The organism is Streptomyces sp. NPDC001903, from assembly GCF_042891345.1.
In the GTDB taxonomy this organism is placed as follows: domain Bacteria; phylum Actinomycetota; class Actinomycetes; order Streptomycetales; family Streptomycetaceae; genus Streptomyces.
In genome coordinates, this window is record NZ_JBIASZ010000034.1 from 15,070 (window position 1) to 39,920 (window position 24,851).

Genomic DNA, 24,851 nt, shown 5'->3' on the forward strand with positions numbered 1-24,851 from the left:
ATGATCAGGTGATGAGAGCATCCTACTCGGTAACGGGATGATAAAGTCCCCCCATCCTGGACATATGACCCGCGACTCCCGGGGCGGACGGCAAAGAATTCAGCCGCCCGCCACCTCGGCGTCGGGGTCGGACCGAACGTCTGCTCAGATTTCGAGCTCGGCCTCGATCTTCATGAGCTGGTGCCGGGCCATCGCGAGGTTGGCCCGGCCCCGGTCCAGCGCGAGGTAGAGGAAGAACCCCTTGGAGTCTCGGCTCTTCATCAGCCGGATGAGGTGGTACTGGGTGCCGAGGGTGATCAGGATGTCCTCGATCTCGTCCTTGAGGCCGAGCAGCTCCATCGTGCGGACCTTGGCGCGGACCACGTCGGTGTTGCCGGCCGCGGCGACCCCGAGGTCGAGGTCCTTGCCGCCGCCGATCGTGCCGAGGGCCATGCCGCTGCCGTAGTCGACCAGGGCGGCGCCGATCGCGCCGTCGATGGTGGCGAGGATCTCCTTGAGGGCGGTCTCCACGTTGGCCATGAGTGGCTCCTCTTCTTTCTCTGGATTCTGGTCTCTGGGTTCTGGCGAATTTCAGGCGATTTCACGCAATGTGCGGCGACCCCTCACGGGGTGCCTCGTCAGTACCGGCTACGCCTGGTCCGTACTGACGTGGACGTGCGGGACCTCGGGGCCGCGGCGCCCGAGGACCTGGTCGATGAGCTCGGCTATGCGAAGGCTGGAGCGGCGGGCCTCCAGATGGAGCCGGCCGACGTTGACGCGGGGTTCGGCGATCAGGGTGAGGACGGCGGCGTCCCCGGCGGCGTACGTGGCCACGTATCCGTGTTCGCCGCGTATGAGCAGCTCGCGGAACCCGCCCTGGCCGGTGCAGTCGCTGAGCCGCTGGGCCACGCCGAGGGCGGCGGCGGTCAGTGCCGCGACGGACTCCACCTCGGTGGCCGCGCTGTCCTGCGCGAGGACCAGGCCGTCGGCGCTGCCGGCGAGGGCGCCGGTCAGCTGCGGGACCCGGGCGCGCAGCCTGCGGAGCTCGGCGAGTATGTCCGCTTCCGCCTCGGGGGGCACCATCGCCGTGCTCATGTCGGCCTTTCTCCTTTCCGGCTGCCTCCGCTCGAGGCGGTCGGCGCGCTCGGAGCGCAGAGCCGGTCGCAGCGGGAGCCTCACAGGCTTGCCTCCAGTGCGTCGCGTAACCGGCGGAGCAGCGCCACGTCCGGGGATTGGGTCTCGGTGATCCAGTCGGGCAGGGGTGTTTCCACCGGTGCCAGGACCGGAGCGTGCGGGGTCTCGACGAGCCCGGCCGCCGCGAGGCGCCGTACGTCGAGCAGCGTGTGGAAGGCCGGGCGGCCCAGCAGCCACGCGAGGTCCGCCGGGGTCCGTACGCCGTCCGCCCTGGCCAGCAGGGTGCGCTGGCGGGCGGTGACGGTCTGGCCGGGGGCGGCGGCCCGGGGCACCACCGGGGAGGTGTCCAGCAGCGGGTACGGCCACACGGCGTCGAGCAGCTCCCGCCGGCGCCGGGTCTCCCGCTCGACGGCGGCGGCCGGGACCGAGCGGACGGAGCCGATCCAGTGGGTGGCCCCGCGGCGGAAACGGGAAGGTCCGGTGCCCGGGGACAGGGCGAAGAAGGCGGCGTCGAAGATGGCGGCGAGATGGCAGATCTCCAGTTCGCCGCCGGCCAGTCCCCCGCTGTCGACGAGGAAGCGGGCGACCTGCCGGCGGGCGCCGGCCCGGTCCACGGCCTCGCGCCAGCGCTCGGGGGCGAGGCCGCCGCCGGTGGTGAGGAGGACGTCGAGGCCGGGGGTGGCGGGGCTCTCGGCGTGCACGATGCGGCCGTCCTCCAGGAAGAGGGTGCCGCGGTCGCGGAGCAGGGCGCCGGTGGCGCGCTCGGCGGCGAGCCGGGTCAGGAGGGGGGAGACGGCGACGGCGGCGAGGCCGCTCATCTGGGCGGCGGTCATCTGAGGACCAGTCCCTCGGCGAGGATGCGGAGTCTGTGCCGGGCCAGGGCGAGGTTGCCGTCGGTGCGGTCCAGCCACAGGTGGAGGAAGACGCTGCTGTCGAAACTGGTCTCGACGAAGCGCAGGACGTGGTAGCCGGTGCGGGTGGTGACGATCAGATCCTCCACGGGGAGGCCCAGGCCCGTTTCGCCCGCGGCTCCGCCCGATGCGGAATCCGGCGCCGGCTGGGCGAAGGACTCGTACTCGGCGGCCGCCCTGGCGAGCTCGGCGGTCTCGGCGGCGGTGGTCTCGTGGTCGCCGACCGGCGAGTCCCCGGCGGTGCCGAGGGCCAGTCCGCTGCTCCAGTCGACCAGCGCGGCCCCCCGCGCACCAGGCAGGGCCATGGCTTCGAGCAGGCATTCGTCGATCCCGGGCACGCGGGCTCCCCTCCCGGCCAGACGTGCGAAGTGCACGGTCTACGGCGCGACAGGAGGGAACTTACTCACGTTCCACTGCACGGAAGGGGCTTCTGGCATTTTCCGCGGGAACATGCACAGAACCGCATGGCTGCGTGGCCGGAACCCGTCGACTTCTGATCACGAATGTTGATCACGGCCGTCGGTCACGCAAGAGGGCGCACGGGGCGCACGCGGCGCGCGGGGCGCACCGAGGGGCCCGGCCGGGGGCTCACGAAGCAAGCGGAAGATGCTCCGCGAGCCGGAAGGCGCCTCCCTCGCGCTCGACGTACCCCTCGTGGCTGAGGGTGCGCAGCAGGTGGTAGACGGTGGGCAGCGGAATCCCGGTGAGCCGCGCGAGCCGTTTCGCCGTCGCGCCGCCCTCGGCGTACATCGCCTCCAGGAGGCGCAGCGCCCGCTGCACGGAACCGATCAGGGTGGGTGCGCTCTCGCTGTCCTTCTGACCGCCGTCGGTGACCATGAATACTCCCCCTGCTCCGGTACGAGTCCTGGCACCCCCATGAAAGTCGCTCCCGGCCCGCAATCCCAGCTGACTCGCGCACACATGCAGTGATTCGGACACGCCGTCGGACCCGGCTCGGTCCCGGCCCTCCCCACCGGCCCCTCCCCCGTGTCACCCTGCCCGTCATGGAGCGGATCATCGAGGAGATACGAGAGGACCTGTCCCGGCGGATCACCGTGGCGGCGGACCGGCTCGCCGACCGGACGCTGGCCGAGGATCCCGCCTACGCCGCCCTGTTCGGCCGGGCCGAGCTGCGCGAGCGGATCCGCCGCGGCCTCCGGCAGTCCGTCGAGGGCCTGGAGCGCGGCATCCGCGGGCTGCCCGTGGAGCTCGCCGACGCCCGCGCCGCCGGCACGCTCCTGGCCGAACAGGGCCTGCCGCTCGACTCGCTGCTGCGCACCTGCCGGCGCGGCGGCCGCATGGTGTGGCAGACCCTGGGCGAGGCGGTGGCCGCGCACGATCCGGCGGCGCTGCCCCGGCTGCTGCCGGCCGCACCGGTGCTGTGGGACGTACTGGACCAGCTGACGGACGCCGTGGCCGACGCGTACCGGCGCACGCAGGCCGCCCGCTCCGACCGGGACCGGGAGCACCGGGCGGCCTTGTTGGACGCGCTGCTCGACGGTGCGGGCCCCCCGCAGGGGCCCGCGGCGCGGCTCGGGCTTCCCGAACGCGGCCGCTTCGCCGTCGTCGTGCTCGCGGCGTCCGCCTCGGGCGGCCCTGGCGGGCCGGACGGCCCGGACGGCCCGCCCGAGGCGGACGGCCTGCGCGTGCTGTGGCGGATCCGCGCCGACGGGGAGACCGGCCTGGTGGAGCTGGGCCACCATCCGCTGGAGTCCGTACGGGAGATGCTCGGCCCGCTCGGAGCCCGGGCCGGGGTCAGCCCGGTGGTGGACACCCCCGCGGACCTGGCCGGGGCGCGCCGGCTGGCCGCGCTCGCGCTGCGGGCCGCCCCCGCGCCCGGCGGCCCGTGCACCGCCCTGCTCGACGAGCGGCTGCCCGCCGCGCTGGTCGCCTCCCAGGCCGAGCTCGCGGGCCGGCTGCGGCAGGTGGTGCTCGGCCCGGTGCTGGCACTGCCCGCGGAGGACCGCCGGGTACTGCTGACCACCCTGGGTACCTGGCTGACCTGCCAGGGCTCGACGACGTACGCCGCCCAGCGGCTGTACTGCCACCGCAACACCGTCTCGAACCGGCTGCGCCGCCTGGAGCAGCTGACCGGCCGCACGCTCTCCGACCCGGCGCACGTGGTGGAGCTGGCACTGGCCCATGCGGCCGTCCTCCAGCGCGTGAACGCCCCGGCTACCTCCTCGGCTCCGCAGGCTCCGCCGTCTCCGCCGTCTCCGCCGGCCGGGCCGACTCCAGCAGGTACGGCACGTCGATCACCGCGACCCCCGGGGTGAACAGCAGCCTCGCCTTCAGCCGGAAGGCGTTCTGGTTGTGCAGGGGCTGCTCCCACCAGTGCCCCACCACGTACTCCGGGATCACCACGGACAGGATGTCCGTGCCCTCGGCGGCGGCCAGTTCCTGCACGTGCGCGAGCACCGGCCCGACGACCTCGCGGTACGGGGAGTGCAGGATCTTCAGCGGTACGCCCGGGTCGTGCTCCGCCCAGGCCTCGCGCAGCCGGCGCGCGTCCTCCTCGTCGGCGGCCACGGTGACGGCGGTCAGGGTGTCCGGCCGCAGCGCCTGCGCGTAGCCCAGTGCCTTCAGCGTCGGGGCGTGCACGTTGGCCACGAGCACCACCACGTGGTGGCGGGAGGGTTTGCGCGGTTTGACCCCCGAGGCGACGGCGACCTGGGCCGAGACCCGGTCGTAGTGCCGCCGGACCCCCTTCATGCCGAAGAAGAGCAGGGGCATCGCGATGACGACGAGCCAGGCGCCGTGCGTGAACTTGGTGAGCAGGACGATGATCAGGACCACGGCGGTCAGGGTGGCGCCGACCGCGTTGATCGCCAGCCGGCGGTGGATGTGGATCCGCTCCCCCTTGGGCGTGGCCGGGGAGGCGAGTTCGCGTCGCCAGTGCCGGACCATGCCCGACTGGGAGAGCGTGAAGGAGACGAAGACGCCGATGATGTAGAGCTGGATGAGGCGGGTCAGCTGGGCGTCGAAGGCGACGATGAGGGCGATGGCGGCGAGCGCGAGCAGCACGATGCCGTTGGAGTAGACGAGCCGGTCGCCGCGGTTGAAGAGCTGGCGCGGCGCGTACCGGTCCTTGGCCAGGATCGAGGCGAGCATCGGGAAGCCGTTGAAGGCGGTGTTCGCGGCGAGGATCAGCACGCCCGCGGTGACGGCCTGGAGCAGGTAGAAGAGGAAGTGCCAGTTCCCGAAGGTGGCGCGGCCGATCTGGGCGAGGGCGGTGGACATCGGCGTGCCGGGCGGCAGGCCCAGTTCCGTCGGGTCGGCGGCGACGTGCACCTGGTAGACCATGGCGAGGACGGTGATGCCGAGGAACATGGTCACCGACAGGACTCCCATCGCGGCCAGGGTGTTGGCGGCGTTGCGGCTCTTGGGTTTCCGGAAGGCGGGCACGCCGTTGCTGATCGCCTCGACGCCGGTCAGCGCCGTACAGCCCGAGGCGAAGGCGCGCATCGCGAGCAGGACCAGGCCCAGACCGGTGAACGTGCCCTCCGCGGTGATCGGGAGATCGGCGGACTCGGCGCGGATGGTGTCGCCGGTCGCGAGCCGGACGGCCGCCACCGCGAACATGAGGTAGATGACGAGGACGAAGCCGTAGGTCGGAATGGCGAAGATGCGTCCCGACTCCCGGACGCCGCGCAGGTTCATCAGCATCAGCAGCACCACGAACCCCACCGACAGGCCCACTTCGTGGTCGCTGAGGGAGGGGATCGCGGAGGTGATGGCGTCGACGCCGGAGACCACGGAGACCGCGACGGTCATGACGTAGTCGACGAGCAGCGCGCTGGCCGCCGTCAGGGCGGCGGTCTGGCCGAGGTTCTCGGAGCTGACGATGTACGCACCGCCGCCGCCCGGATAGGCGTAGCAGGTCTGCCGGTAGGAGGCGACGACCACGATCATCAGGAAGACGATGGCGGCGGCCGCGTACCAGGCGAGGTGGAGCAGCGCCACGCCGCCGAGGGCGAGGATCAGCAGGATCTCCTCCGTGGCGTAGGCCACGGAGGAGAGCGGGTCGCTGCAGAAGATCGGCAGCGCGAGCCGTTTGGGCAGCAGTGTCTCGCCCAGTCGTGCGGTGTCGAGCGGTTCACCCACCAGCACGCGCTTCAGATTGATACGCCTCATCCCGGCATGATCGTGCATGTTTCATGCACTTCGTCCCTTATCGGGACTGTGTCATGCCACGCACCCCGCGGACCCGGCCAGTTCCTCGGCCCGGTGGGCCAGCCACAGGTCGTGGCGGGCGCTCGGCGACCGGAGGAGCGAGCGCTCCAGCAGCTCCTCGACCCGGGCCAGCCGCTTGCGCGTGCCCGGTACCGAGATGCCGAGCGCGGCCGCCGCGGGGACCAGGTGCGCGTCGTGGCGCAGCCACGCCCGTACGGTCTCGCGGGCGCCGGGCGGGGCGTCCGGTCCGCTCAGCGGCGCCAGGTGCGCGCGGGCCCAGACCGCCAGGTTCCGGTGGCGCAGTACTCCGTCCAGATCGGCCGGGGCTCCGACCGGGACTTCCGGGGAGGCGCCCGGTCCGCCCGGGGTCAGCCGCAGCGCGAGCGAGAGCTCCGCCTGGCCGGGCAGCCGTGCGAGGTCCGTACCGAGAACCGACCCGATCAGGCGGAGCCGGGTGGCCAGGGTGTTGCGGTGGATCTTCAGCAGCCGCGTCGCGTGCGGGCCGAAGTTCAGCCACGCATGGGCCGTGGCCCGCAGCTCCTGCGCACCCGGGTCCTGGGGCCGCCGCGGCTCGTACGTGTGCAGGGGCGCGAGGCGCGCCCGCGCCCAGCCCGTCCCGACCGCGTGCGCGGCCAGCTCCGGCTCGGGCCCGGGGCCGAAGCGGGCATGGCCCCCGGCGCGGCCGCGGGCCACGGCCAGGGCGTGGAAGGCCTGGGTGTACGCGGCCGGGGCCTCGCGCAGCAGCAGCCGCCCGCTGACCCCGACCACGCGGTCCCTGTCCGCGCCCACCAGGGCCTGCGCCAGCGGATCGTGCTCGGCGCAGCCCCCGGCGGGACCGGCCGGGACCAGGGCGATGAGGTGGCGCACGTACACCGGGCAGCGCACGACCCAGGCCCGGCCGCCCGTCAGCTCCCCGCAGATCCGGGCCACCTCGCCCCGCTGCCCGGCCCGGCACTCCACGACGTACATCCGCAGCGGATCGGGCAGCGAGGGGCCGAGCGCCTCGGCGATCTGGTGGGCGGTGGAGAGCCGGCCGTTCATGAGCAGGTGCAGGACGGCCTCGCGGGCCCGCGATTCGGCGAGCTCGGCCCGCTCCTCGCGCCGCTCGGCCTCCTCGGCGCGCAGGACCAAGGCCAGCGCCGCGGCGGCGTCCGCGAGCAGCGCGGGCGCTCCCGGGTCGTGCGGCAGGTCGAGTACGGCGGCCAGCGCGCGGCCGCCGTCCAGCGCGAACAGCAGCGCGGCCGAGCGCTCGCCGTGCAGGACGGCCGAGCGCACGCCCCGGGTCCTCAGCTCCGCGGCCCCCCGGACGGCGAGCCCGGGACCCGCGTCGGCGGCCGCGTCGGCGTCCACCACGCCGGTCCAGCCGCCCAGCCGGGCGGCGAGCCAGTCCAACAGGGCGGCCGAGCCGCCGGAGTGGGCCAGCCGATGCACCTTGAGGACGTCCTCGGCCCGGCTGTGGGACCGGTCGCAGGACGTGGTCGGGAGGGGCGGGTGCGAAATGAGAGGTTCCCTTCGGTCCGGGTCGCGCCGTCGCGGTCACAGTCCACCACGCGAGGCCTCACTGTGCCCGGTGATACCCGGCCCGTCCGGTCACTGTGCAGTGCGGATCCTGCGAACCGGCCCGCGCCCGCCTAGGTTTGACCCGAGCGGTCGGGGCCCCGGGACGCACGGGGGAATTCCCGGGGTCCGGACGCTCGCATCCGCACGCTCACATCCGGGCGGCCGCGCTGCGGATGGCCTCCCGGATGCGGAAGTAGGTGCCGCAGCGGCAGATGTTGGCGATCGCGTCGATGTCCTCGTCGGTCGGCGTACCGGTGCGCTTGAGCAGCGCGACGGCGGCCATGATCTGGCCGGGCTGGCAGAAGCCGCACTGGGCGACGTCCTGCTCGAGCCAGGCCTCCTGCACGGGGTGCAGCACGTCCCCGTCCGCCAGCCCCTCGATGGTGGTGACCGCCTTGCCGGCGCACGCGGACACGGGCACCACGCACGGGCGGATGTCCGCCCCGTCGAGATGGCTGGTGCAGGCCTTGCAGACGTCCACGCCGCAGCCGTACTTGGGGCCGCGTACGCCCAGCATGTCGCGGAGCACCCACAGCAGGGGCAGATCGTCGGGCGCGTCCACGGTGACGCTCTGCCCGTTGACGGTGAAGGTGTGCGAGGGCACGGCGGACTCTCCTGAACTGGGCTACCGGTTAGCGGGGGTACGGGGTGAAGTCGACGTCGAAGTCGAGGGGGAAGCTGCGCGGCTTGGCACCGGTGGCCCTGGCCCAGGCGTTGGCGATCGCGCCGACCGCCGCCGGGACGCCGAGCTCGCCCGCGCCGCCCGGCTCCTCCCCGGTGGCCGGCAGGACGAAGACCCGTACGTCCTGGGGGGTGTCGCGCTGCCGCGCCCAGTGGAACTGACTGTAACTTCCCTCCAGCGGCAGCCCCTTGTCCAGGTGCAGGCCGGCCTTCAGGGTGGTGGAGATCGCGTCGGTGAGGCCGCCGATCATCTGGGCCTCCAGTCCGCGCGGGTTCACGGGCAGGCCCACGTCCACCGCGATGACGGCCTTGGTGACGCGGACGTGCTCCGGGTCGCGGGCGTCGATCTCGACCAGGCAGGCCGTACGGGACTTGTACTCCTCGTGGAAGGCGATGCCCTGGGCGCAGCCCGCCGGCATCGGCCGCCCCCACTCCCCCTCCGTCGCCGCCTTGTCGAGGACGGCGCGCTGCGCGTCGGTCTTCAGGAAGGTGCGCCGGAACCGGTACGGGTCCTTGCCGGTCCGGGCGGCGAGTTCGTCGACCACGATCTCCTCGGCGCCCCGGGTGTTGGCGGAGTACACCGAGCGCCAGGAGCCGGTCGGGATGCCGGTGGGCACCTCGCTGAGCCCGTGGGTGGTGAGCCCGAAGTGGTAGGGGGACTTGATCGTGGTGTGGAACAGGGTCTGCGCGAGGGTGGCGTTGCCGATGCCGAGCGGCAGGCTGGCGGCGGTGGCGGTGATGATCTCGCCGAGCCCGTGTCGGAAGTCGGTCTCGGCGGCGGCCACCCGGTGCTCGAACGAGAGCACCTCGCCCAGCAGGTGGGTGGCGCGGATCTTGTGGTGGGTCGCGGGGCGCATCCGGCCGTGCCGGGTGTCGTCGACACGGGTCCACATCAGCCGGACGGGACGGCGGCAGGCCTTCGACACGCGGGCGGCCTCCAGGGCGGCGTCGAAGAAGAGCCGCCGCCCGAAGGAGCCGCCGGCCTGGACCACGTGCACGGTGACCTTGTCGAGCGGCAGGCCGAGGTCGGCGGCGATGGTCTCGCGGGCCACGATCGGGGACTTGAGCCCGGACCAGATCTCGGCGCGGTCCTCCCGTACGTCGGCCACGGCGGAGTTGGTCTCCATGGGCGCGTGGCTGACGAAGGCGAAGTCGAACTCGGCGTCCACGTACGGGGTGAGCAGCGGCGGCACCAGCAGCGGCGGGGTGGCGGCGCGCAGCTTGGCGCGGATCTGCTCGTCGGAGAGCTGATCGGCCGGGCCGGGTCCCCAGGTGACCTGGAGGGCGGCCTTGGCGTCGAGGGCCTGGCCGAAGGTCTCGGCGACGACGGCCACGCCGGTCGGGACGGTCACGACGTGCAGGACGCCGGGCATGGCCCGGACGGCGGCGAGGTTGGCGACACCCTTGACGCCGCCGCCGAGGCTGGGCGGGCGGCGCACCACGCAGGGCTTGGCGCCGGGCACGTCGAGGTCGAGGGTGTACCGCTGGGCGCCGGTCACCATGGCGCGGGCGTCGATCCGGCCGGTGGGCCTGCCGACGAGGGAGTGCTGCGCCGCCTTCTTCGGGGTGGCGCCGAGGACGACGAGGGCGGGGTCGGCGGCGGCCGCGGCGAGTCCGCCGTACGCGATGGTGCGGCCGTCGGGGGCCCGTACGACGCCGTTCGCGGTGGTCAGCGAGGAGGCGGAGAGGCCCCAGCGGCGGGCGGCCGCGGCGAGGAGGCGGGCCCGGGCGGTGGCGGCGGTCTGCCGGACCGGCCCGTACAGGGAGCGGATGGAGTTGGAGCTCCCGGTGAGCTGGTTGAACAGCAGCTCCGGCCGCGCGTCGTCCAGTTCGACGCGGACGGCGGCCAGCGGCGCGTCGAGCTCCTCCGCGACGAGCATCGCGACGGCGGTGGTGAGGCCCTGGCCGACCTCCTCGCGCGGCAGCCGGAAGCGGATGGTCCCGTCCGCCTCCACGGAGAGCGCCAGCAGGGCGGAGGTGGGCGCGCCGGCCAGGATGAACAGGTCTCCGAGGTCCACCAGATCGGCCGGGGCGGGAAGGCTCGGGACCACGGCGTGGGCGGGCTGCGGGGCGAGTGCGTCGGCCCCGGCCCGGGTGACGAGGGCGAGCGTCGGGGCCGCGACGAGGTACGTGAGGAAGGAGCGGCGGCTCTGCCCGGCCGCCGGACGGCTCTGCCCGGTCATGTTCTGTGTCCCCACCCTGCGCGGATCCGCGTGCCCGCGGACCTCCCCGGCTCGTTACCGGCACGTAGCGTAGCGATCATGCGATGAGCTGGGAAGCGGAGTGTCGTCGACGCCGCGCACGGACGGGGTCCTTCGTTCGGGGGGTACCCCCGCGGGGGCGTTGATCCGGCTCCTGTACGGGTTCCGCCGCCCGGAAGTGTCGTACACCTCGTCCGTACGATCGATCCGCGCCCTCCACGAGGCCGGTTTCCGGCCGCGGGAGGACGATGGGAGGAGACGGCCGCACGAGCCGCCATCACGTGAGGAGGTGTGCGCGGTGACGATGTACATGGATGTCCACCACGACATGAAGGGCATCACGGAAGCCGAGCTGATGGCCGCCCACAAGGCGGACCTGGCGATCGAGCACGAGGAGAAGGTGCACTTCGAGCGCGCCTGGGCCGACCCCGCCTCCGGCACGGTGTACTGCCTCTCCGAGGCGCCCTCGGCGGACGCGGTGATGCGGATCCACGAGCGCACCGGGCACCCGGCGAGCGAGATCCACCCGGTGCCGATCAGCGTGTGACGCGGGAGGCCGCCGGCAGCCCGGGAGGGGCTGACCGGAATTGTTCGTACAGGCGAAGGGGGGGCCGGGAGGCCCTTGGCATATGCCCGAAGCAAGGCCCTTACGGATGTTGCCAAACGCCTTACGGGTCGTCGCCGCCTGTGCAACAGTCGTAACCGGTCCTTCCTTCAGACATGGCCGTACCGCGCCGCCTGTATCGGAGTTCTCATGCCGTCCCACCTCTTCGCGGACCGTCCCGCGCAGCCGCCCGAGCCAGGGCCGGTGGACGCGCTGATCTCGCAGACCCGGCGGCTCCGCGGCGAGGTGGACGCGGTGCGCCGCGACACGGTCGTCGACGACGACGACGCGCAGGGCCGCTGGCAGCGGGCGCTGTGCGACCTCGCCGTCCACCAACTCGACGACCTGGGCGAGCACTTGGGCCAGCTCAGGGAGGGCGTGCCGGCCGCCCCCGAACTCGACGGACTCGACGGACTCTCCGAGGGCGCGGCGCAGGAGGAGACGGCCGGGCCCGAGGCGGGGCAGACCCGCGTGGGCAGCGCCGAGTGGAACCTGCTCACCGACGAGGTCAACTGGTCCGAGGAGCTGTTCCAGATCTTCGGCCGCTCGCCCGAGGCGGGCCCGCTCCCCCTCGACGAACTCGGCTCCACGCTCTTCTCCGATGACCAGCCGCTGCTCACCTCGATGGTGACGGCCTGTCTGGTCGACGGAAAGCCGATCGACGGCGAGTTCCGCATCGTCCGGGCCGACGGCCGGGTCCGGACGCTGCACATGCGAGGCGAGCCGGTGCTCGACTCCGACGGCTGTACGGCCTCCATGTGGGCCGTGCTCCGGGACGTGAGTGAGCTGCGCCGAAGCCAGCGCGCCGTACGCGAGTCCCGTGACTCGCTGCAGCGCCGGCGGGAGATCGCGCAGACCGAGCACCGGCTGGCGGTCGAGCTGCAGGAAGCCGTGCTCCCCCCGTGGCGCGGCTCCCTGCGGTTCCCGCACCACACCACCGGAGCGCTCGACGTGGCCGCGCACTACCTGCCCGCGGCGACCAGCGCGCTGGTCGGCGGGGACTGGTACGACGCGCTCGAACTGCCCGACGGCCGCTCGCTGCTGACCGTGGGCGACCTGACCGGGCACGGGGTGACGGCCACCTCCGGGATGGCGATGATGCTCGGCGCCCTGCGCGGCATGGCGATGGCCGGGATCGAGCCGGGCCCGCTGATGGGCTGGCTCAACCAGCTCCTGGAGGCCTCCGTGCAGCCGGCGCTCGGCTCGGCGGTGTGCTGCCGCTACGATCCCGCGCGCCGCGTGCTGTCCTGGGCCCAGGCCGGCCATCCGGCCCCGCTGCTGTTCCGCGGCGGCTCCGGCCGCGCCCTGCAGCCGCCGGAGGGCGTACTGCTGGGCGCGACCTCGGGAGCGGCGTACGGGCAGGCCGAGGAGCGGCTGGAACCGGGCGACGTGCTCGTCCTGCACACGGACGGACTGACGCCGCGCAGCATCGAGTTCAGCCGGGCGGACGGCACCGGGCGGCTGCTGGCCCTCGCGCCGCGGTTCGCGGGCGCGCGGTCGGCACAGGACTGCGTGCGGATGGTGGTCGAGGAGTTCGGTGTGGGTGAGCGCGAGGACGACGCCTGCGTCCTGGTGGCCAAGGTCGGGGGCTGACGACCCTCCGCCGAGGGCGGACGGGTACCGCTTCAGGGCCGCGCCGCGGGGCGCGGCCTTTCTGTTCTCCGTTCCGTACGGGTGCCGGTGCGCGCACCGGCACGGGGTGCCCGCGCAAGGCTAGACGGTGCGCTGCGACGGGCTGTTCGGCAGGGCCAGTTCGATCTCCGCGCGCAGGTCCTCGATCCGCGCGTACCCGGCGTACTGGCCGGTGAGCCGGTACATCTCGCGCAGCCGGTCCCAAGTCCGGTGCGAGGAGGTCTCGTTCATCGAGACCAGCGCGAGCCGGGCGTAGCGGTCGGCCTGCTCCGGGTCGTCGGCGATGAAGCAGGCCGACGCCATGGAGATGTAGTCGAAGATCTGCGAGCGCTGGTGGCCGCCCGAGCGCAGCCGCAGCGCCTCCCGGGCGTGCCGCTGGGCGATCGGCGCGGCCGAGGGGTCGTGGTCGGCGAGGGTACGGAAGGCCAGGGCCTGCATGCCGTGCAGGTCGGCCTCGTCGAAGTTCTGCATCCACGACGGCGGCGGGACGTCGCCCTTGTCCGAGACGAACAGGTCCTCGGCCTCGCCGAGGGTGCGCCGCATGGCCTGGCCCTTGCCCATCGCGGCCTGCGCCCAGGCCTCGATGGTGTGCAGCATGGCGCGGGTACGGGGCAGGGTCTGCTCGCCGGAGCCGGACTGGGCCAGCTTCATCAGGTCCAGGGCCTCGTGCGGCTTGCCCAGGTGGACCATCTGGCGCGCGGCCCGGGAGAGCGCTTCGCCGGCCCGCGGCCGGTCCCCGCCCTCGCGGGCGGCGTGCGCGGCGATGACGAAGTACTTCTGCGCGGTGGGTTCGAGGCCCACGTCGTGGGACATCCAGCCGGCCAGCACCGCCAGGTTGGCCGCCACCCCCCACAGCCGCCGCTGGAGGTGGTCGGGGTGGTGGTACGCGAGCATGCCGCCGACCTCGTTGAGCTGGCCGACCACGGCCTTGCGCTGCAGTCCGCCTCCCCGGGAGGCGTCCCAGGCGCGGAACACCTCCACGGAGCGTTCCAGCGCCTCGATCTCCTGGGAGCCGATGGGGGCGGCTTCGTAGCGGTCGTAGCCGATCGGATCGGCCTGGTAGGAGTCGCCGAAGTTCTGCGGGGCCTTGGCGGGGGCGGGATCGGTGTGGAGCCAGTCGTTCATGGCGTGGGTGAGGGCGGAGCCGGCGGTGAGCGCGACACCCGCGCCCATCAGACCGCGACGGTTGAGCATGAGGTCCATTCCCGTGAATTCGGTGAGGACCGCGGCTGTGCGTTCGGGCGCCCAGGGCATTCCGTCGGGGTTCTCCTTCGCCCCGTCCGGCTGCCGTTTGGTGGTGCGCCGCTGCCGTACGAACCCGAGGTCCTCGATGGTCACGACACGACCGAGCCGCTCGGTGAACAGGGCTGCCAGTACGGTCGGCACCGGTTCGCGCGGGGTCTCCCCCATGTCGATCCAGCGCCGTACCCGCGAGGTGTCGGTGGCCAGCTGGTGGTGGCCCATGGCCGCCGCCTGCCGGTTGACCATCCTCGCAAGCTCACCCTTCGACCAGCCGGCCAGGCCGAACAAGTCGTTCAGGCGGGTGTTTGGTCCTTTGCTCACGTCAAGCCCCCAGGTTCTCGGCTGATTTGACAGTAGCCCGCCGTCAGAGGCCCCGTGCATATTCGCCAGGCTTCGCCAGGGCACGCTTCGTGGTCCGCCACCCACGGCCGGGTGTCAGGTAGGAATGCGCCTCCCCGACCCGGTCTCCGGGCGGAACTCCCCAGGGTGAAGTACGGGACCGGCGGGGTGGCGTACGCAACTCGTCGGCGCACGAAGGGATCCGTAACGCCATGTACGCAGCAACGTCCTCCGTGTCCGCCCCGGTCCGGCCGCACCGCACGCTCCAGGCGGGCGGCGGCCCCTACCTCGATCCCGGCCGCCAGGCGGCACCGGCGCAGGGCGCCGTACGGGCGCGGCGGATGCCGGGTGCCGGATCGCAGCCGCTCAGCGGAAGAATCGACCTGTCGGGGCCGCAGGGTGCGCAGCTGCGCACCGCGCTGGCCTCGGTGCAGCGGATCTGTCCGGAGTTCGCGCCGGTCCAGGTGCTGCGGCGCAGCGGACGGTCGGTCCTCCTGGTCGGGACCACAGGCCGGATGACCGCGGTCGCCAAGGTTTTACTGGACCACTCGCCGGAATGGCGCGAGCGGTACCGGCACGAAATAGCGGCGTACCGGGCGTTCGTCCGGCACCGCCCGCCGGTCCGGGTGCCGCGGCTGATCGCCGCGGACCCCGAGAACTGCACGCTGGTGGTCGAGCGGATGGCGGGCCGGGTCGCGGCTTTGCAGAGGCACCCCGTCGAGGCCCCGCCGCGGGCCGACGTGCGGGCCGCGCTGGGCGCGGTGTGCCGGGTGAACCAGTGGCGTCCGCCGACCGATCTCTTCGGCGACCCGCTGAACTACGGGCAGCGCGTGGCGCGGTACCACGAGCTGGGACTGCTGACCGACCGGGACCTGGGTGATCTGCAGAAGCTGCTGTGCGGGCTGAAACTGGCGGGCGTCCAGCGGCAGTTCAACCACGGTGACGCGCTGCTGTCGAACCTGCTGCTGTCCCCGGCGGGGCCGGTGCTGCTCGACTGGGAGCACGCGGGCTGGTACCTGCCCGGCTACGACCTGGCCACGCTGTGGACGGTGCTGGGCGACGCCCCGGCCGACCGCAGCCAGATCAGCCGGCTCGCCCAGTCGGCCGGTCCGGCCTCGCGGGACGCGTTCCTGGTCAACCTGATGCTGGTGCTGACGCGGGAGATCCGGATGTGCGAGACGGCGGTGCAGCGCTCCATGCTGGCCACCGCCCCGAGCCACCCGCTGCCGACGGGCGCCCTGTCCTCCGGCGAGGAGCAGCGGCTGCTGCTGCGCCGTCTGCACGACGACTGCGGCATGGCCCGCAGGGCGGTACGCGCGGCGGTCGGAACCCGCTGACCCCGGCGGCCCGACCCCGTACGAAAATCCCGTGCCGTACGCACCCGGTGTGCGTACCACGGGATTTCGTGCGTTCCGGGCCGTCTCGTCACCCCTGCGCATGCCTTGACATCACATGATCCCCCGAACACCTTTTCTGACTCAGCATCAGAAATGCTGGAGCCGCCGACCGTCCCCGCCTCCCCACTCCGCTGGAGCCCGCCCATGTCCGCAAGCGCCGAGTCCGCATGCCCTCCCCCCGCTTCCCCCGCTCCCCCCGCCTCCCCTCCCTCCCGCCGCACGGTCCTCGCGGGGGCCGGGGCGGGGGTGCTCGCCGCGGCCGTCCTGCCGTCGGCCCCCGCGCGAGCCGACGGGGCCGGTGCGGGGGTTCCGCTCGGCGAGTACGACGTGGTCGTGGTCGGGTCCGGGGCGGCCGGGATGACCGCCGCGCTCACCGCCGCCCAGCGGGGCCTGAGCGTGCTGGTGGTCGAGAAGGCCCCGACGTTCGGTGGTTCGGCGGCGCGCTCCGGTGCCGGGATCTGGCTGCCGAACAACTCGGTGATCCTGGCGGCGGGCGTGCCGGACACCCCGCAGAAGGCGGCGGCGTACCTGGCGGCGGTCGTCGGCGACGGCTCGCCGGCGGACCGGCAGGCGGCCTTCCTCGCCAACGGCCCCAAGATGCTGGACTTCGTGATGGCCAACAGCCCGCTGCGCTTCCGGTACATGGACGGGTACAGCGACTACTATCCGAACCTCCCGGGCGGGCTGGCGAACGGCCGGTCCATCGAGCCCGACCAGATCGACGGCCATCTCCTGGGGGAGGAACTGGCCCGGCTGAACCCGGCGTACATGCCGGTGCCGGCCGGGATGGTGGTGTTCAGCCAGGACTACAAGTGGCTGAACCTGGCGGCGGTGAACGCCAAGGGCCTCGCGGTGTCCACGGAGTGCCTGGCGCGCGGGACGAAGGCCGCACTGTGCGGGCAGAAGCCGCTGACGATGGGCCAGGCGCTGGCGGCCGGGCTGCGGGCCGGACTGATGCGGGCGGGCGTGCCGGTGTGGCTGAACAGCCCGCTGGTCGACCTCGTGCAGGAGGGCGGCGCCGTCACCGGGGTGGTGGTGGAGAAGGAGGGCGTACGGGGTGTCGTACGGGCCCGCAAGGGCGTGGTCGTCGGCTCGGGCGGCTTCGAGCACAACGCGGAGATGCGGGCGCAGTACCAGCAGCAGCCGATCGGCACCCAGTGGTCGGTCGGCGCCAAGGAGAACACGGGTGACGGGATCCGGGCGGGGCAGCGGGCCGGGGCCGCGCTGGCGCTGATGGAGGACGCCTGGTGGGGGCCGTCGATCCCGCTGCCCGGGGAGCCGTACTTCTGCCTGGCGGAGCGCACGCTTCCCGGCGGGCTGATCGTGAACCGGGCGGGGGCGCGGTTCGTCAACGAGGCGGCCCCGTACAGCGACGTGGTGCACGTGATGTACGAGAAGGACCGGGGCGCGACGGGCTCGCACATCCCGGCCTGGCTGATCGTGGACCAGAACTACCGCAACAAGTACCTGTTCAAGGACATCCTGCCGACGATCGTCTTCCCGGACGCCTGGTACGAGGCGGGGGCCGCGAAGAAGGCGTGGACCTGGGACGCGCTGGCGGGCCAGATCGGCGTCCCGGCGGGAGCGCTGCGCGCCACCCTCAACCGGTTCAACACCCAGGCGTGGAACGGCACCGACCCCGATTTCCACCGGGGGGACACGGCGTACGACCACTACTACACGGACCCGGGGGTGCAGCCGAACTCGTGCCTGGCCCCGATCTGGGCGCCACCGTTCCACGCCTTCAAGATCGTGCCGGGTGACCTGGGCACGAAGGGCGGCATCGTCACGGACGCGCGCGCCCGCGCGCTGCGCCCCGACGGCTCGGTGATCCGGGGCCTGTGGGCTGCGGGCAACGCGAGCGCGGCGGTGATGGGCCACAGCTACGCGGGGGCGGGTTCCACGATCGGCCCCGCGATGACGTTCGGCTACGTGGCGGCCAACGACATCGCGGACACGGCCGCGGGCTAGCCCTGCTGGAAGAGCTCGGCGGGGAGCGGCTTCAGCAGGGCGTAGAGGTCGTCGGTGATGGGCCGGTCCCAGCTGGCGATGGTGACCAGCACGTTGTCACTGCGGTCGAACTGCACGCAGCTGATCCGGCCCTCGGAGAGCTTGACCTTGCGGACGATGAGGAGGTTGTCGCCCTGCATGACGGGGCAGTCCTCGATGCCGGTGACCTCGACGTCCTCGTCGTTCTCGAGGGCGTCGAGGAGCTGGGCCACCTCGAAGGGGACCTGGCCGTCGGTGAGCTCCCGGGCCGGGGAGCCCTCGGGGAGGTTGCCGATGATCATTGCGGGGCCGCGTCCGCCGAACAGGTCGTAGCGGAGAAAGACGCCCTGGCAGCTGCCGTCGGGCGCGGGCAGCAGCCCGGCCCCGAGATTGCCCGGCCAGTCCCCCGGGTCCATGGCCAGGACGTCGAAGTCCGGGCCGGCGGGTGTGGCGGCGCGGTTGCGGCGGAGGAAGGACATGCCGCCATGGTACGTGCCCGCCCCGCATTTCCAGGCCCGCCCCCGGCCCACGGCCCCGGGGCGCCGCCCCGCCCCTCGGGGTCCCCGCCGCGGGGCCCTCCCGGCGGCGGGGCCGGAGCGGACGGCGGGGCCGGGCGGCGCTCACACCGGCGGGACCAGGGTGAAGTAGTGCGCCAGCAGCTCCGCGTCGCCCGTGACCCGCAGCGCGGACGCCGGGATCCTCCGCCACAGGAACAGCATCAGGTCCGACGCCGTGCCCGCCGCCTCCACGTCCGCCGCGGCGCGGGCCCCGTGCTCCACCAGGACCCGGTCCCCGGAGAAGGTCACGGTCCAGGAGCCGGGACCGTCCGTACGCCGGAAGCGGTACCGCTCGCCCGCCCCGGCCGGGGCCCCGGCGGCGGCCCGCCGGAACGGGGCCATCGTCTCGAAGCTCTGCGGGACCGCGTCCGCGGCGATCGCCGCGTCGACCGGCTCCGGCGCCCCGGTGGCGGACTGGGCGTCCCACCGGTGTACGGCCAGCTCGATGGTCTGCATGCGCAGCCAGAAGCCGCTCGTGCGCTCCCCGGAGTCCGCCGACCACGTCCACACCGGCACGTCCGGCCCGAGCTCCTCGAAGAGGGCTTCCAGCTGCCGCGCGCCCTGGGCGAACCACTCCGTCAGCGCCCGTGGCACCGGCCCCCGGTGCGGTTCGCCCTCCGGCTTCGGCCAGGCCGCCCGTACGGCCGGGTCCCGCGGGAGCTCGAAGATCGTGGGATCGGTGTGGTCGGGGGCCTGTGCGAGGCGCTCGCGCAGGATGCGGGCCACGAACCGGTGCACCGCGCCCAGGTGCCCCACCAGGTCGGCGACCGACCACCCGGGGCAGGACGGCACCAGCGGAACCGGGGCGGCGCCGGCCTCGTCGATCGCGCGCCGGACGGCCTTCTCGAAGGCCGACGTCTCGTTGCGGAAGTGGGAGAGCCTCGTCGAGTGGTCCATGGGGTTGACCCTGCCCCCGCCGGCGGCGGCCGTATCACCTTGAGCTGCGGGCGAACACCTCCAGCGCCTCGCGGAGACCGGTGCGGTCCGTGCCGAGTTTGCGGCAGACCGCCGACAGGACCGGGCCGGACACCGCCGGGTCTCCTTCGGCGGCCCGGCGCGCCAGCCCGGCCTCTTCCTCCGTGAGGGCGCCCTCGTGCGCCGCGGCGCACGGCAGCGCTCCGCCGAGCGCGAGCACGGCGTCCACCGCGCCGCGCTCCAGGCCGTCGGCGCCGCACTGGCGGGCGGTCACCGCGGCCCGGGCCAGCAGGGCCGTGTCGCGCAGCTCGGTTCCCAGTGCGGCGAGGGCGAGGGCCAGCTCGTACCCCGCGGGCGACTCGGACAGCAGGGACACCGCTTCGGTCAGCAGCGCCGGACGCTCTCCCGGGGGTGCGACCTCCGCGGCGACCCGCAGCGCCTGGCCGATGCCCGAGGGGGCGCCGAAGGCCCGGGCCCGGCGGACCGCGTCCTCGGCCAGGTCGCGGGCCCGCTCGGGGTCCTCCGCCGCCACCGCCCGGGCCAGGTGCAGCTGCCAGGGGCACCAGGTCGGGTTCCTGATCCCGCGCGGGCTCAGCCTGCGGTCCACGGCCTCCAGTTCGGCCGCCGCGGCCTTCGTCTGGCCCCGGGCCAGGAGCAGTTCCGCGTAGACGGTCTGCGCGTCCGGGAAGACCACCGCCGCCGGGAAGGACTCCCCGAACCCGTGCTCCCGCGCCAGCTCCCAGGCCTCGTCCACCCGCCCCCGCGCGAGCAGGGTCGTGGCGAGGATGGCGATGGCGTACCAGTGCACGGGCGTGCCGCGGCCCACCCGCTCGGCGAGCCGCAGCCCGGCCCGGGCCAGCTCCTCGGCTTCCGCGAGCCGCCCGCGCCGGTAGCGGATGTACGCGCGCAGGCTGTACGCGAACGACAGGTGGGCCCCGCGCCAGCCCTGCCGCTCGAATTCGGCGGTGCCCGCCTCGAACAGCTCTTCCGCGCGCCCGGGCCGGTCCGCGTACATGTGGACCATGGCGGCGAGCACCGGCACCTCGAAGCCGCGGTCCTCGTGCGCCCAGCTGAATTCCGTGCCCAGGGCGCGTACCGCGTGGTGCAGGACCACGTCGACCGGCTCCCCGCGCAGGCAGGCGTCCCAGGCGCGCAGTCCGATGACGTAGCGCTCGGTGAGGTCGCGGCCGGTCAGCCGGTCGGCGAGCCGGGCCAGCCTGCGCGAGCGCGCCGGGGAGTCGGGCTCGACGGCGTCGAAGGCGTCCCACATGAACTGCTCGGACTGCAGGCGCAGCCGGGCCCGGACGTCGCGGGTGGACGGGATCTCCCGCGCGAGCGAGTCGGAGGCTTCGGCGAGGCGGTCGCTGTGGGCGAGGACCTGGGCCAGCCGGATGACGATGCCCTGGCGCAGCGCGGGGTCGTCGAAGGGTTCGGCGAGCGCGGCCCTGAGGTGGTTGACGGTGTTGGCCGGTTCGGTGAGGAGGGAGGCGCAGCCGAGCTCGTACAGCACGGCCGCGCGCTCGTCGAAGTCCGGGGGTTCGCGCAGGGCGCGCGCGAGCTGGCGGCGGGCGGCCTCGGGGGCGCCGGCCCGCAGGTTCTCGGCGGCGGCCGTGCGCAGGGTCCGTACCACCCAGGGGTCGTTCTCGGGGTGGGTCTCCAAGAGGTGGCGGGCGGCGGCGGAGGACCCGAGTCCTGCGTCGACGACGGCCACGGCGGCCTGGCCGTGGAGGGCCACGCGCAGGGCGTCGGGGATGGACCGGTAGAGGGCGGTGGCGATCAGCGGGTGGACGAACTCCAGCCCGGCGTCGGCCTCTTCGCCGGGGGCGGACAGGATGCGGGCCTCCCGGAGCCGGGCGGTCGCGTCGGCGGCCTCCTCGGGGCCGAGCCCGGCGACGCGGGCGGCGAGTTCCTGCGGGATGGCGGTGCCGAGGACGGCGCAGGCCCAGCCGAAGCGGACGGTGGACGGGCCGAGCCGCTCGAAGCGGGCGACGAGGCCGCTGCCGCGCTGGGCGGCGGCGAGGTCGCGCAGCAGCGGGGCGCTGGCCGAGGTGGGGTCGAGGCCCTTGTCGCGGACCTTGGCGGTGAGCTCGACGGCCTCGAAGGGGTTGCCGGTGGTGACGGCCCAGGCCTCCCGGCAGAAGGCGTCGTCGGCGTGGGCTCCGACGGCCTCGCGGACCAGGGTGGTCACGGCGGCCTCGGTGAGCGGTGCGAGGGCCAGCGGGCGGTGTCCCGCGCGGCCGGGCAGCGTACGGAAGGCCTCGGCGTGGGAGGGGAGTTCCTCGGGGCGGTACGCGACGACGAGGAGCAGCGGGAGGTGCTCGGTGCGCGGGGCGAAGGCGGCGAGCCAGGAGAGGGATTCGGGGTCGGCCCAGTGGGCGTCGTCGAGGACGAGGGCGACGGGGGCGCGCTGCACGGTGAGGTGGGTGAGGACCCAGTCGAGGCCGTCGCGCAGGCCCTGGGGGTCGGGCGGGGCGCCCTGTTCGGGCGCGCAGAGGCCGAGCGCGGGGCCGACGATGGAGTACCAGCTGCCGAGGGCGGCGCGCAGCTCCTCCTCGGGGCGGCCCGCGAGGTGCGGCTGGATGAGCTGGCGGGCGACGTGGAAGGGCTGGCTCTGCTCCTGTTCGCCGCCGCGGGCGGCCAGCAGGGTGCAGTCGCGGGCGAGGGCGCGGCGGCGCACTTCGGTGAGGAGGGTGGTCTTGCCGAGGCCGGCGGGGCCGGAGAAGGCGAGCAGTGTGCCGCCCGCGCCGGTGCCGCTGCCGCTGCCGCTGCCGCCGAGCTGTGCCAGGGCCTCGTCCACGGTGGCGAGTTCGGCCTCGCGTTCGAACAGTTTGCGCCGCCTGCGGGTCGGGCGTTCCGTCATGGCTGGTACCCCCCGGGCCGGTTCGGGGCATCAGCGTACGCCCGCGCACGCACGCGCGAAGGCGTTCGGCCGAGAAAGATCGGAATCTTCGGGATCGTGCGTCCGGGCCGTTTACGGGTGTCTCAATTACATCGAACGGGTTGCCAGTTCTTCCAGAACGGCCACGGCTTCGGCCGCCCGCTCGGCGGGCACGAAGAGGTGGTCGTGGTGGTACCCGGCGATCACGTTGCAGCTGAGTCCGTGCGCGGCGAGCTCGGCGGCGAAGGCTCCGGTGAGGCCGACCGCGTCGAGGGCGGAGTGGATGCGCAGGGTGATCCACCCGGCGGTGTAGTCGTAGGCGAGGCCGACCGCGTCGGCCTCCTCCCGGCGCAGGACCAGGGTGAGCCCCTCGGCCTCCAGGACGGTGGCGACGGGGGTGGTTCCCTCCGGGGGCGCCGAGGCTCCTGGGACCGTGCAGAAGACGTACCGCCCCTCGTGCAGTTCGGGGCGCATGCCGCTCAGCAGTTTCCTCAGGTCGCTCTCGCCGCTCATGCCGCCACCCTACCTATCATCCCGGTATGACCGATTCCGCGCCCGCAGCGTCGGCGCCCGCCGAGGGCGAACGGCACGCCTCCTGGCTGGAGCTGTTCTTCGACCTGACGGCGGTGGCGGGCGTCGCCCAGCTGGCGCACCTGCTGCACGGCAGCCCCGGCCCGGGCGATGTGGCGCTGTACGCGGTGATGTTCCTGGCCTTCTGGACGGCCTGGATGCTGTTCACGGTGTACGGGAACGTCAGCGGCGAGGAGACCCGCACCTGGACGGTGCTGGCGGGCATGTTCGGCATGGCGGTGATGGCGGCCTCGGTGCACGGCGTACGGGAGGACCGTGCGGGGGCGTTCGCCCTGGCCTACATCCTGGTGCGGTCGCTGGCGGGCAAGGCGTGGGAGCGGCGCGGCGAGTACGTGCCCGATCTGCCCATCACTCAGCTGGGGCTGGGGCTGACGCCGTGGATCGTCTCGATGTGGTTCGACGGGACGGCCCGCTACGCGCTGTGGGCGCTGGGGCTGGCCATCGACCTGGCGGTCATGTTCACGGTGTCCGGCAAGCGGCTGGCGGCCCGGGTGGAGGCGCAGTACGCCGAGGAGGCGGCGCGCAGGCGGCGGGCTTCGCCCAGGCCGGTGGCGGCGCTGATGGACGCGCCGCATCTCGGCGAGCGGCTGGGCCTGTTCCAGCTGATCGTGCTGGGCGAGGCGGTGGCGCAGGTGGTGGCCGCCGCCTCGCAGGTGGAGTGGGACGCGGCGCTGTACGGGGTCGGCGTCGGCGCCTTCCTGCTGCTCCTGCTGCTGTGGTCGCTGTCGCTGCGGCACGGGGCGGACGGGGTGCCGCTGCTGGCGTGGGACGTCCTCCCGGTACGGCTGGTCCTGCCGCTGCACTGCTTCGTCGCCGGCGCGGTGGCGGCGCTGGCGGCGGCGCTCGGCGACGCGGTGGAGTACACGGACCACCCGGTCCCCGGGTCGGTGCGGTGGCTGCTCTGCGGAAGCCTCGCGGTGTACCTGGCGATCGCCGGGGTGGCCGCGCTCGGCTCGGGCCGCGGGCTGCGCGAGGTCCTGCTGCTGGTGGGGCCTTCGTCGGCGGTCGTACTGGTGGCCGCGGCGCTGGCCCGGGACGCCGCGGCCGTACAACTGGTGTGGGTGCTGGTGGTGGCGGCGGCGTGGCCGCGGGTGCTGGTGGACCGGCTCCCGCGGACGCCGGCACCGGGTCGACCGGACACCCCCTAGGGGGTGTCCGCAAAGTAGCGCCGTGCGCCCGAAGGGCGGTCTCGCGGCGTCCGGTGCGTGCTCTCGGTGTGCCGGGCGGAAGCCCGTGTACTGGACGTACTCGGGATTTCGCCCGGTGCGCCGAGAGCGCGTGCCGGGCGCCGCGGGGCAGGCGGGACTTTGCGGACACCCCCTATAGAGGGTGTCCCGGTCAGCCGTGCTCGTAGATCCGGCGGTGCCACCAGGCGTACGGGATGCCGCGCCACCGGGCCCAGTCGTCGACGTACTCGATCCGGTCGGCCCAGTGGCTGGGTGGCGAATCCGGGTCCGGGAGCGTGCGGCGCCGCAACTCCGCGTCCAAGGCGCACAGGACGCGGCCCAGCGCCGTGCGCGCCTGCGGCGGCAGCCTCCGGTAGACCTCGCCCAGCCTGTCCCGGACCTCGGCCAGGTCGTCGAGCGCGCAGCACGGGCAGGCCGGCACCCGCGAGGCGACCAGCCGCAACCGGCCGCCGGGCCGGTTCAGGAACGCGCGGTACCGGCGCAAGAGGTCTGCGAGATCGGTGCAACTCGCGCTCTGCTCGTGCTGGACCCAGTGGACCCCGGCACTCACGGCCGGCGACAACCGGTCCACGGGGGGCAGTTCCCGCGCCCAGGCGGGCGGTCGGCGGTCCTCGAACCGTCCTCGTTCGGCGCGCAGCGCGCCGGGCCGTCTACGCGGCATCGCCCTTTCGGCGGATGGTCTTCATGGCACCCATGGTGCGGGGGCGCTCCGCGGGGTGCAAGGGAATTCGGCGTCGCGCCGCCGGCGGCCTCCGCCCTCGCCCCCGCACCCGCGGGCCGCCGGCCAGGGGGTGTCCGCAAAGTCCCGCCTGCCCCGCGGCGCCCGGCACGCGCTCTCGGCGCACCGGGCGAAATCCCGAGTACGTCCAGTACACGGGCTT

General features: G+C 73.8%; 20 protein-coding genes and 1 pseudogene. 6 read left to right on the forward strand and 15 right to left on the reverse strand.

The genetic code is table 11. The features are described 5' to 3' along the window. Positions 1-144 precede the first annotated feature (144 nt). The 5 genes and pseudogenes from ACFYZS_RS39630 to ACFYZS_RS39650 all read right to left on the reverse strand — a co-directional run. A complete protein-coding gene (locus ACFYZS_RS39630) occupies positions 145-519 on the reverse strand; it encodes a hypothetical protein (RefSeq protein ID WP_389024203.1) in 375 nt (124 codons plus the stop codon). A 108-nt stretch (positions 520-627) separates the two neighbouring features. Continuing rightward, a complete protein-coding gene (locus tag ACFYZS_RS39635) occupies positions 628-1,074 on the reverse strand; it encodes a roadblock/LC7 domain-containing protein (protein ID WP_389024206.1) in 447 nt (148 codons plus the stop codon). A gap of 80 nt (positions 1,075-1,154) precedes the next feature. Further along, positions 1,155-1,946 carry a transcriptional regulator gene (locus tag ACFYZS_RS39640; protein ID WP_389024209.1) on the reverse strand — a complete coding sequence of 264 codons (792 nt, stop codon included), beginning with the start codon at positions 1,944-1,946 and terminating at the stop codon, positions 1,155-1,157. Continuing rightward, on the reverse strand, positions 1,943-2,362 hold the full coding sequence (locus ACFYZS_RS39645; RefSeq protein ID WP_389024212.1) for a hypothetical protein: 420 nt from the start codon (positions 2,360-2,362) through the stop codon (positions 1,943-1,945). Before ACFYZS_RS39645 ends, ACFYZS_RS39640 begins: the two co-directional genes overlap by 4 nt. A 277-nt stretch (positions 2,363-2,639) precedes the next feature. Next, positions 2,640-2,861: pseudogene (locus tag ACFYZS_RS39650) on the reverse strand (helix-turn-helix domain-containing protein); the annotation flags it as partial. Between the two features lie 167 nt (positions 2,862-3,028). Here ACFYZS_RS39650 and ACFYZS_RS39655 point away from each other — a divergent pair. Continuing rightward, on the forward strand, positions 3,029-4,300 hold the full coding sequence (locus ACFYZS_RS39655; protein ID WP_389024215.1) for a helix-turn-helix domain-containing protein: 1,272 nt from the start codon (positions 3,029-3,031) through the stop codon (positions 4,298-4,300). Here ACFYZS_RS39655 and ACFYZS_RS39660 read toward each other — a convergent pair. The 4 genes from ACFYZS_RS39660 to ACFYZS_RS39675 all read right to left on the reverse strand — a co-directional run bounded on the left by ACFYZS_RS39660 (position 4,200) and on the right by ACFYZS_RS39675 (position 10,621). Continuing rightward, positions 4,200-6,158 carry an APC family permease gene (locus ACFYZS_RS39660; protein WP_389024218.1) on the reverse strand — a complete coding sequence of 653 codons (1,959 nt, stop codon included), beginning with the start codon at positions 6,156-6,158 and terminating at the stop codon, positions 4,200-4,202. The genes ACFYZS_RS39655 and ACFYZS_RS39660 overlap by 101 nt on opposite strands. A 51-nt stretch (positions 6,159-6,209) precedes the next feature. Continuing rightward, positions 6,210-7,628 (reverse strand): helix-turn-helix domain-containing protein, encoded by a 1,419-nt coding sequence (locus tag ACFYZS_RS39665; RefSeq protein WP_389024221.1) that lies wholly within the window; start codon positions 7,626-7,628, stop codon positions 6,210-6,212. Between the two features lie 277 nt (positions 7,629-7,905). Continuing rightward, positions 7,906-8,361 (reverse strand): (2Fe-2S)-binding protein, encoded by a 456-nt coding sequence (locus ACFYZS_RS39670; protein ID WP_389024224.1) that lies wholly within the window; start codon positions 8,359-8,361, stop codon positions 7,906-7,908. Between the two features lie 28 nt (positions 8,362-8,389). Next, complete coding sequence (locus tag ACFYZS_RS39675; RefSeq protein WP_389024227.1) at positions 8,390-10,621, reverse strand: molybdopterin cofactor-binding domain-containing protein; 2,232 nt, start codon at positions 10,619-10,621, stop codon at positions 8,390-8,392. A 316-nt stretch (positions 10,622-10,937) separates the two neighbouring features. Here ACFYZS_RS39675 and ACFYZS_RS39680 point away from each other — a divergent pair, with 316 nt between their 5' ends. Continuing rightward, positions 10,938-11,186, forward strand: coding sequence for an SCO4226 family nickel-binding protein (locus tag ACFYZS_RS39680; protein WP_389024229.1), 249 nt, complete (start codon positions 10,938-10,940; stop codon positions 11,184-11,186). 207 nt (positions 11,187-11,393) lie between these two features. Then, the gene (locus ACFYZS_RS39685; RefSeq protein WP_389024232.1) at positions 11,394-12,836 is read left to right on the forward strand and encodes a PP2C family protein-serine/threonine phosphatase; all 1,443 of its coding nucleotides are present in this window, start codon (positions 11,394-11,396) and stop codon (positions 12,834-12,836) included. Between the two features lie 120 nt (positions 12,837-12,956). Here ACFYZS_RS39685 and ACFYZS_RS39690 read toward each other — a convergent pair whose 3' ends face one another. Continuing rightward, positions 12,957-14,438 carry a hypothetical protein gene (locus tag ACFYZS_RS39690; protein ID WP_389024235.1) on the reverse strand — a complete coding sequence of 494 codons (1,482 nt, stop codon included), beginning with the start codon at positions 14,436-14,438 and terminating at the stop codon, positions 12,957-12,959. A 230-nt stretch (positions 14,439-14,668) separates the two neighbouring features. Here ACFYZS_RS39690 and ACFYZS_RS39695 point away from each other — a divergent pair, with 230 nt between their 5' ends. Together ACFYZS_RS39695 and kstD are read left to right on the forward strand one after the other, a co-directional pair. Further along, entirely contained in the window at positions 14,669-15,793 is a 1,125-nt protein-coding gene (locus tag ACFYZS_RS39695; RefSeq protein WP_389024237.1) for an aminoglycoside phosphotransferase family protein, read from the forward strand. 204 nt (positions 15,794-15,997) lie between these two features. Continuing rightward, the gene (gene kstD, locus ACFYZS_RS39700; RefSeq protein ID WP_389024240.1) at positions 15,998-17,824 is read left to right on the forward strand and encodes a 3-oxosteroid 1-dehydrogenase; all 1,827 of its coding nucleotides are present in this window, start codon (positions 15,998-16,000) and stop codon (positions 17,822-17,824) included. Here kstD and ACFYZS_RS39705 read toward each other — a convergent pair. From ACFYZS_RS39705 to ACFYZS_RS39720, 4 genes are all read right to left on the reverse strand, one after another. Next, positions 17,821-18,321, reverse strand: coding sequence for a hypothetical protein (locus ACFYZS_RS39705; RefSeq protein ID WP_053692757.1), 501 nt, complete (start codon positions 18,319-18,321; stop codon positions 17,821-17,823). The genes kstD and ACFYZS_RS39705 overlap by 4 nt on opposite strands. 141 nt (positions 18,322-18,462) lie before the next feature. Beyond that, positions 18,463-19,296 carry a maleylpyruvate isomerase N-terminal domain-containing protein gene (locus ACFYZS_RS39710; protein WP_389024242.1) on the reverse strand — a complete coding sequence of 278 codons (834 nt, stop codon included), beginning with the start codon at positions 19,294-19,296 and terminating at the stop codon, positions 18,463-18,465. Between the two features lie 34 nt (positions 19,297-19,330). Continuing rightward, positions 19,331-22,174: an ATP-binding protein gene (locus tag ACFYZS_RS39715; protein WP_389024245.1), complete on the reverse strand. Its 2,844-nt coding sequence runs from the start codon at positions 22,172-22,174 to the stop codon at positions 19,331-19,333. Between the two features lie 126 nt (positions 22,175-22,300). Further along, a complete protein-coding gene (locus ACFYZS_RS39720) occupies positions 22,301-22,705 on the reverse strand; it encodes an ACT domain-containing protein (protein WP_389024248.1) in 405 nt (134 codons plus the stop codon). Between the two features lie 26 nt (positions 22,706-22,731). Between ACFYZS_RS39720 and ACFYZS_RS39725 the strand changes: the two genes are divergently transcribed. Continuing rightward, positions 22,732-23,931, forward strand: coding sequence for a low temperature requirement protein A (locus tag ACFYZS_RS39725; protein ID WP_389024250.1), 1,200 nt, complete (start codon positions 22,732-22,734; stop codon positions 23,929-23,931). Positions 23,932-24,121: 190 nt separating this feature from the next. Here the strand turns inward: ACFYZS_RS39725 and ACFYZS_RS39730 are convergent, their stop codons facing one another. Continuing rightward, positions 24,122-24,631, reverse strand: a complete 510-nt coding sequence (locus ACFYZS_RS39730; protein ID WP_389024253.1) for a hypothetical protein — start codon at positions 24,629-24,631, stop codon at positions 24,122-24,124. Between the last annotated feature and the right edge of the window lie 220 nt (positions 24,632-24,851).

What these genes read in the sequence shown, in the direction of transcription:
- ACFYZS_RS39630 (WP_389024203.1), bottom strand. Translation starts at nt 519, where the DNA reads ATGGCCAACGTGGAGACCGCCCTCAAGGAGATCCTCGCCACCATCGAC.
- ACFYZS_RS39635 (WP_389024206.1), bottom strand. Translation starts at nt 1,074, where the DNA reads ATGAGCACGGCGATGGTGCCCCCCGAGGCGGAAGCGGACATACTCGCC.
- ACFYZS_RS39640 (WP_389024209.1), bottom strand. Translation starts at nt 1,946, where the DNA reads ATGACCGCCGCCCAGATGAGCGGCCTCGCCGCCGTCGCCGTCTCCCCC.
- ACFYZS_RS39655 (WP_389024215.1), top strand. Translation starts at nt 3,029, where the DNA reads ATGGAGCGGATCATCGAGGAGATACGAGAGGACCTGTCCCGGCGGATC.
- ACFYZS_RS39660 (WP_389024218.1), bottom strand. Translation starts at nt 6,158, where the DNA reads ATGAGGCGTATCAATCTGAAGCGCGTGCTGGTGGGTGAACCGCTCGAC.
- ACFYZS_RS39675 (WP_389024227.1), bottom strand. Translation starts at nt 10,621, where the DNA reads ATGACCGGGCAGAGCCGTCCGGCGGCCGGGCAGAGCCGCCGCTCCTTC.
- ACFYZS_RS39685 (WP_389024232.1), top strand. Translation starts at nt 11,394, where the DNA reads ATGCCGTCCCACCTCTTCGCGGACCGTCCCGCGCAGCCGCCCGAGCCA.
- ACFYZS_RS39695 (WP_389024237.1), top strand. Translation starts at nt 14,669, where the DNA reads ATGTACGCAGCAACGTCCTCCGTGTCCGCCCCGGTCCGGCCGCACCGC.
- kstD (WP_389024240.1), top strand. Translation starts at nt 15,998, where the DNA reads ATGTCCGCAAGCGCCGAGTCCGCATGCCCTCCCCCCGCTTCCCCCGCT.
- ACFYZS_RS39705 (WP_053692757.1), bottom strand. Translation starts at nt 18,321, where the DNA reads ATGTCCTTCCTCCGCCGCAACCGCGCCGCCACACCCGCCGGCCCGGAC.
- ACFYZS_RS39710 (WP_389024242.1), bottom strand. Translation starts at nt 19,296, where the DNA reads ATGGACCACTCGACGAGGCTCTCCCACTTCCGCAACGAGACGTCGGCC.
- ACFYZS_RS39715 (WP_389024245.1), bottom strand. Translation starts at nt 22,174, where the DNA reads ATGACGGAACGCCCGACCCGCAGGCGGCGCAAACTGTTCGAACGCGAG.
- ACFYZS_RS39720 (WP_389024248.1), bottom strand. Translation starts at nt 22,705, where the DNA reads ATGAGCGGCGAGAGCGACCTGAGGAAACTGCTGAGCGGCATGCGCCCC.
- ACFYZS_RS39725 (WP_389024250.1), top strand. Translation starts at nt 22,732, where the DNA reads ATGACCGATTCCGCGCCCGCAGCGTCGGCGCCCGCCGAGGGCGAACGG.
- ACFYZS_RS39730 (WP_389024253.1), bottom strand. Translation starts at nt 24,631, where the DNA reads ATGCCGCGTAGACGGCCCGGCGCGCTGCGCGCCGAACGAGGACGGTTC.